Origin of the sequence: Sphingomonas sp., from assembly GCF_040398505.1 — a bacterium.
Taxonomy (GTDB): domain Bacteria; phylum Pseudomonadota; class Alphaproteobacteria; order Sphingomonadales; family Sphingomonadaceae; genus Sphingomonas.
In genome coordinates this window covers 1-5,953 of the sequence record NZ_JBBATX010000118.1, presented here as the reverse complement: position 1 = coordinate 5,953, position 5,953 = coordinate 1, and the positions used below count along the sequence as shown (strand labels likewise).

General features: G+C 65.8%; 6 protein-coding genes. 5 read left to right on the top strand and 1 reads right to left on the bottom strand.

Annotated features, from left to right (window positions below; genetic code table 11):
* Both ABWP09_RS12415 and ABWP09_RS12410 read left to right on the top strand, forming a co-directional pair.
* Window positions 1–522 (top strand): EI24 domain-containing protein (locus tag ABWP09_RS12415; protein WP_353205444.1); only part of this gene is annotated, 522 nt, incomplete at its 5' end.
* Window positions 519–899 (top strand): hypothetical protein, encoded by a 381-nt coding sequence (locus ABWP09_RS12410; RefSeq protein WP_353205443.1) that lies wholly within the window; start codon window positions 519–521, stop codon window positions 897–899. The genes ABWP09_RS12415 and ABWP09_RS12410, both read left to right, overlap by 4 nt.
* 225 nt (window positions 900–1,124) lie before the next feature.
* On the opposite strand, the gene queG is transcribed toward ABWP09_RS12410, so the two are convergent.
* Window positions 1,125–2,306: a tRNA epoxyqueuosine(34) reductase QueG gene (queG, locus tag ABWP09_RS12405; RefSeq protein ID WP_353205442.1), complete on the bottom strand. Its 1,182-nt coding sequence runs from the start codon at window positions 2,304–2,306 to the stop codon at window positions 1,125–1,127.
* Window positions 2,307–2,343: 37 nt separating this feature from the next.
* Here queG and ABWP09_RS12400 point away from each other — a divergent pair, with 37 nt between their 5' ends.
* The 3 genes from ABWP09_RS12400 to ABWP09_RS12390 are packed head-to-tail and all read left to right on the top strand — an operon-like array spanning window position 2,344 to window position 5,821.
* A complete protein-coding gene (locus ABWP09_RS12400) occupies window positions 2,344–3,276 on the top strand; it encodes an ABC transporter ATP-binding protein (protein WP_353205441.1) in 933 nt (310 codons plus the stop codon).
* Window positions 3,273–4,529, top strand: a complete 1,257-nt coding sequence (locus ABWP09_RS12395) for an ABC transporter permease (protein ID WP_353205440.1) — start codon at window positions 3,273–3,275, stop codon at window positions 4,527–4,529. The genes ABWP09_RS12400 and ABWP09_RS12395 overlap by 4 nt, the downstream gene beginning before the upstream one ends.
* Before the next feature lie 35 nt (window positions 4,530–4,564).
* Window positions 4,565–5,821: a cytochrome P450 gene (locus ABWP09_RS12390; protein WP_353205439.1), complete on the top strand. Its 1,257-nt coding sequence runs from the start codon at window positions 4,565–4,567 to the stop codon at window positions 5,819–5,821.
* Window positions 5,822–5,953: the final 132 nt, after the last annotated feature.

Here is a 5,953-nt window from a genome sequence, read left to right as displayed (position 1 = left end):
CCCAGTCTCGGCGGGCTGGTGGGGACGATCGCGTTGCTGATCGCGTTCGCTTTGGCATGGCTGTTGTTCCGCGCGGTGGCGGTGGCGGTGATGGGGGTGTTTGCCGACGAGGTCGTGATCGCGGTCGAACGCAAACATTACCCAGGCGTGCTGGCGGCGGCGCGCGACGTGTCGCTGGCGCGCGGGATCGGCTTGGGCTTGCGCTCGGCCGGGCGCGCGATTCTCGTCAATCTCGCGCTCGCGCCGGTTTATTTCCTGCTGCTGGTGACGGGCGTCGGCACCGCCTTGCTGTTCTTTCTCGTCAATGGCTGGCTGCTCGGCAACGATTTTGGGCAGATGGTCGCGGCCCGCCACATGGACGAATCGATGATGCGAGACTGGCGCAAGACCGGCGCGGTCGATCGCTTCGCGCTGGGGGTTGCGGGGACGGCGCTGTTCATGGTTCCGATCCTCAACCTGTTCGCGCCGATCATCGGCGCGGCGATGGCGACACATCTGTTTCACAAGGGGCGCTCGGCATGAGAATTTTCGGCGCGATGCTGGCGGGGCTAGCGCTGGCGGGGTGCGCGACGGACACCGCACGCCCGACCTCAGAGCGCCCGCCGCTCATCCCGATTCCGACCGGGACGGCGGGTTTGGGGCAAGTGATCGGCGCGAGTGCCGCCAATCTTACCGCCCTGTTCGGCGCGCCGGTCGCGGACGTGCGCGAGGGCAGCGCGCGGAAGCTCCAGTTCGGCAATGCGACCTGCGTGCTCGATGCGTACCTTTATCCCAAGGGCCGCGATCCGAAGGCGGGGGCCGAGCCGGTCGTCACCTATCTCGACGCGCGGCAGACCGACGGCTCCCCGATCGATCGCGCGAGCTGTGTCGGGGCGTTGCAGGCGGGGCGGCGGCGGTAGAAGGTTTGGGTTCGCGCAGCGGCGCGGAGGCGCAGAGAGAAGAAGGAAGCGGCAGACTCGCACAAAGACACAAAGACACGAAAAAGAAGGAAATGGCCCGCGTAGCGGGCTGGGTTAGTTCGTTTTCATAGCCGCTCTCAGTTGAGCTTTCTTCGTGTCTTCGTGTCTTTGTGCGAACCCTCTTTCTTCCCTCTGCGCCTCTGCGCCGCTGCGCGAACCCATCTTTTACCCGCTCAACCGCCCCAGCGCCCATTGGGCCGCCTCCGCCACCACCGGATCGGGATCGGCAAGCAGACGCGTCACGCTCACCCGAAACCCCGCATCCCCGCTATTGCCCGCCGCAATCAGACAGTTGCGCATCATCCGGTTGCGCCCGATGCGCTTGATCGGCGAACCGGCGAAGACCTGCCGAAAGCTCGCATCATCGAGCGCGAGCAAGTCGGCGAGCGCCGTGGCGGCCAGTTCCGCGCGCGGCAGGAAGGCGCGGTTGGCGTGCGCCGTCGCGGCGAACTTGTTCCACGGGCACACCGCCAGGCAATCGTCGCAGCCATAAATGCGGTTGCCGATCGCCTCGCGGAATTCGAGCGGAATGGGGCCGGCATGTTCGATCGTCAGATAGGAAATGCAGCGCCGCGCATCGAGGCGATAGGGTTGCGGGAAAGCGTCGGTCGGGCACGCGGTCTGGCACGCGGTGCAGGTGCCGCAATGGTCGTGGGGGGGCGGTCCTTGCTCTGTCTTCCCCCCCGGCGAAGGCCGGGGCCCAGCTGCGATGGCCGATAAACCTTCGCGCTTCCCGTCATTATCGGCGTTTTCCAACTGGGCCCCGGCCTTCGCCGGGGTGGAGGCGAGGTTAAGGGCAGCAACCTCCAACGTCGTATACATCGCCCCCAGGAACAGCCACGACCCGTGCTCGCGACTGACCAAATTGGTATGCTTGCCCTGCCAGCCCAGCCCCGCCGCCGCGGCCAGCGGTTTTTCCATGACGGGCGCGGTATCGACGAACACCTTGAGATCGGTCCCCGGCACTTCGGCCACCAGCCAGCGCGCCAACGCTTTCAGCGCGCGCTTGACGACATCGTGATAATCGCCGCCCTGCGCATAGACCGAGATGCGCCCCACCCCGCCCTCCCCCGCCAGCGCGAGCGGATCGGTCGCGGGCGCGTAGCTCATGCCCAAAGCGATCACGCTCTTGACCTCGGGCCACAAAGCGGTGGGGGATTCGCGTTGATCCGCCCGCGCGGCCATCCAGATCATGTCGCCGTGCAGCCCCTCGGCGAGCCACTGGTGCAAGCGCTCGGCCGATCGCGGCGCGGCGTCGGCGCGCGTGACGCCGCACGCGACGAAGCCCAATTCGGTCGCTTTTGCCGCGAGGCGCGTCTGGAGTGACTTGTCGAACTGCACCACCACCCGCTACCACGAGTGCGGCCGATGGGGGAAATGTGCTTTGTTAAGCGGTTTGGGGCGTAACGATCTGGCGGTCTCCGCCACCGGCCTGATCAAGAATTTCGGCGGCAAGCGCGTCGTCGACGGGGTCGATATCGCGGTGCCGAAGGGCGCGATTTACGGCGTGCTCGGGCCGAATGGCGCGGGCAAGACGACGACGCTGCGGATGCTGCTCGGCATTATCGAGCCCGATGGCGGCACGCGGACGCTGCTGGGGCATGACCGCCCGCGCGATGCGAGCGACCAAGTGGGGTATCTGCCCGAAGAACGCGGCCTCTATCCCGCCATGCGCGCAAAGGACGCGATCGCGTTCATGGGCGCGTTGCGCGGGCTCGATCTCAAGACCGGGCGCAAGCGTGCGGTGACCTTGCTCGAGGCGGCGGGGCTGGGCCATGCAGTCGACACCAAGATCCGCAAGCTGTCCAAGGGCATGGCGCAATTGGTGCAATTGCTCGGATCGGTGGTGCATAAGCCCGATCTGCTCGTGCTCGACGAGCCGTTTTCGGGGCTCGATCCGGTCAATCAGGAGCGGCTCGAAGCGCTGATCCTCGCCGAGCGCGACCGTGGCGCGACCGTTTTGTTCTCGACGCACGTGATGGCGCACGCCGAACGGCTGTGCGACCGGCTCGCGATCATCGCGGGCGGCAAGCGCCGCTTTGAAGGGACCGTGGCGGAGGCACGCGGAATGCTGCCGATGCGCGCGCAATATATGCCAGTGCGCGATGATCCGGCGGTGGCCGCGTTCCTCCCCGCCGATGCACGGCATGACGAGCATGGCTGGAGCTTCGAAGTCCCCGAAGGCGGGGTCGAGCAAGCACTCAGCCGCTTGATCGGCGCGGGCCACGGCATTGCCGGGCTGTCGATCGAACGCCCGGGCTTGCACGATGCGTTCGTACGGATCGTCGGCAAGGCTGCACTGGAGCAAGCGCAATGAGCAGATTGCCGCGTATCGTCCGCCAGACGCTGACCATCGCACGCCGTGACTTCGTCGCGACGGTGTTCACCCCGACCTTCCTGCTGTTCCTGCTGTCGCCGGTCTTCACGATCGGCTTCGGGCTGATCGGCGGGATGGGCGCGCGTTCGGTCACCGATGGCTCCAACGCCAAGACGCGGATCGTCGCGATCGTCGCCCCGGCCCAGCAAGCCGCGATGCGCAGTGCCGATGCGCGGTTGCGTGCGGTCTTTTCGCGCGCCGATCAGCCGCCGCTCCTGCTGATCACCCCGCCGACCGCCGACCCGCAGGCGCAAGCCCGCGCGACCTTCAAGGGCGGCAAGGCGGACGATACGACTGCGGCGCTATATGGCGACCTGACCAAGCCGACGATCCTGTATGGCGGGCAAGGCCGCGCCGATGCGCGCTATCTCGGCTCGCTCGCCGAGGCGACGCTGCGCACCGATCCGACCAAGGCCGCGCCGTTGAGCACCCCCACGCTCACCTCGATCGCGCGCGCCGCGCCGACCGACAGCGGGCACAAGCAAGCCGCGTTCATCGCGGTGTTCGGCATCTTCTTCCTGACGTTGCTGCTCGCGGGCCAAGCGGTCGGCACGATGATGGAGGAGCGCAGCAACAAGGTGGTCGAAGTCCTCGCCGCCGCCGTGCCGCTCGAGGCGGTGTTCTTCGGCAAATTGCTCGGCATGTTCGGCTCGGCGATCCTGTTCGTCGCGTTCTGGGCGACGTTGGTCAGCCAGATCGGCGGGATCCTGCCAGCCACTTATGCGAACGCGATCGGCGAGATCGGTCCGGCGGTCGGCGTGCCGATGTTCTATTTGCTGTTCTTCGCCTATTTCGCGATGGCCTATCTGCTGCTCGGCGCGGTGTTCCTCGGCGCCGGCGCGCAAGCCTCCACCCCGCGCGAATTGCAAATGCTGTCGCTGCCGATCACGATCGTCCAGGTCGCGATGTTTGGGCTGGCGCTGTCGGCAAGCGGCGCGCCCGATTCGGCCCGCACGAAATTGGTCGAGCTGTTTCCGCTGAGTTCCCCCTATGCGATGGCAGCACATGCGGCGAACAAGCCCGAACTGTGGCCGCATGCCGCCGCGCTTGGCTGGCAAGCCTTGTGGGTGGTGATCGCGATTAACATCGGCGCGCGCGCGTTCCGGCGCGGGGTGTTGCAGTCGGGCAGCAGCAAGATCGGCTGGAAGGGCCTTTTCGGGCGACGAAAGACTGTTGACATCAATGTCAGTTAGGGGTCTTCTCGCGTCATAAAAGACGGAGAGCGGATATGGCGACACTGGCACCAGCAGCACCTGCGCAGGCGATCGATGCGATGCCCGTCGATCCGCTCGACGTCTCCCGCCCCGAACTCTACCGCGACGATGTCTGGCAAGCGCCGTTCCGCGAATTGCGCGCGACGTCGCCGGTCCACCGCACCGAACACTCCGGCTTCGGCCCCTATTGGTCGGTCTCGACCTACAAGCCGATCGTCCATGTCGAATCGATGCCCGAACTGTTCTCGTCTGAAGCCGGTGGCATCACGCTCGCCGATTTCATCGAGCAGGACCCGACCGATGTGCGCATGCCGATGTTCATCGCGATGGACCGGCCCAAACACACGGGCCAGCGCCGCACCGTCGCCCCCGCCTTTACGCCAAGCGAAATGGTGCGGATGACCGACAATATCCGGATGCGCACCGCCGAGATCCTCGACACGCTGGAATGGAACACGCCGTTCGACTGGGTTGATACCGTGTCGGTCGAACTGACCACGCAAATGCTCGCGATCCTGTTCGATTTCCCGTGGGAGGACCGCCGCAAGCTGACCTTCTGGTCCGATTGGGCGGGCGATATCGAATTGGTCAAGAACCCGGAATTGCGGCTCGAACGCCTCAAGCACATGTATGAATGCGGCGCCTATTTCCAGAATCTGTGGAACGGCAAGGTCGGCAAGGACCCGACGCCCGATCTGATCAGCATGATGATCCATTCGGATGCGATGGCCGAAATGGACCAGATGGAATTTCTTGGCAATTTGATCCTGCTGATCGTCGGCGGCAACGATACGACGCGCAACACGATGAGCGCGATCGCCTACGGGCTCGACCTGTTCCCGGACGAGCGCGCCAAGCTCGAGGCCGACCCGGCGCTGATCGCCAACACCGTGCAGGAGGTGATTCGCTGGCAGACCCCGCTCGCGCACATGCGCCGCACCGCGACTGCCGATACCGTGCTCGAAGGGCAGCAGATCAAGGCCGGCGACAAACTCGCGCTCTGGTATCTCTCGGCCAATCGCGACGAGAGCGTCTTTCCCGATGCCGACCGCATCATCGTCGACCGGCCCAATGCCCGGCGGCACCTCGCCTTCGGCCACGGCATCCACCGCTGCGTTGGCGCACGGCTTGCCGAGCTGCAGATCGCCATCCTGCTTGAGGAAATGGCCAATCGGCGGATGCGCGTCAACGTGCTGGGCGAGCCGGAGCGCGTCGCGGCCTGCTTCGTCCACGGCTATCGCAAGCTGCCGGTGGAAATCAGCCGCTATTGAGTGCGGATCGACGGTTCGGCTTGATGCCCGCTTGCCAGCCGAACCCGTCGATCCCCGCACCCACGATCACCGCAGCGAGCAACAGGGGAAGGCGCGAACCAGCGTCAAATCGACTGTGTAACGATCCGGTCA

Excerpts from the sequence above, each read along its gene's own strand:
- ABWP09_RS12410 (WP_353205443.1), top strand. The coding sequence starts at position 519 with ATGAGAATTTTCGGCGCGATGCTGGCGGGGCTAGCGCTGGCGGGGTGC.
- ABWP09_RS12395 (WP_353205440.1), top strand. The coding sequence starts at position 3,273 with ATGAGCAGATTGCCGCGTATCGTCCGCCAGACGCTGACCATCGCACGC.
- ABWP09_RS12390 (WP_353205439.1), top strand. The coding sequence starts at position 4,565 with ATGGCGACACTGGCACCAGCAGCACCTGCGCAGGCGATCGATGCGATG.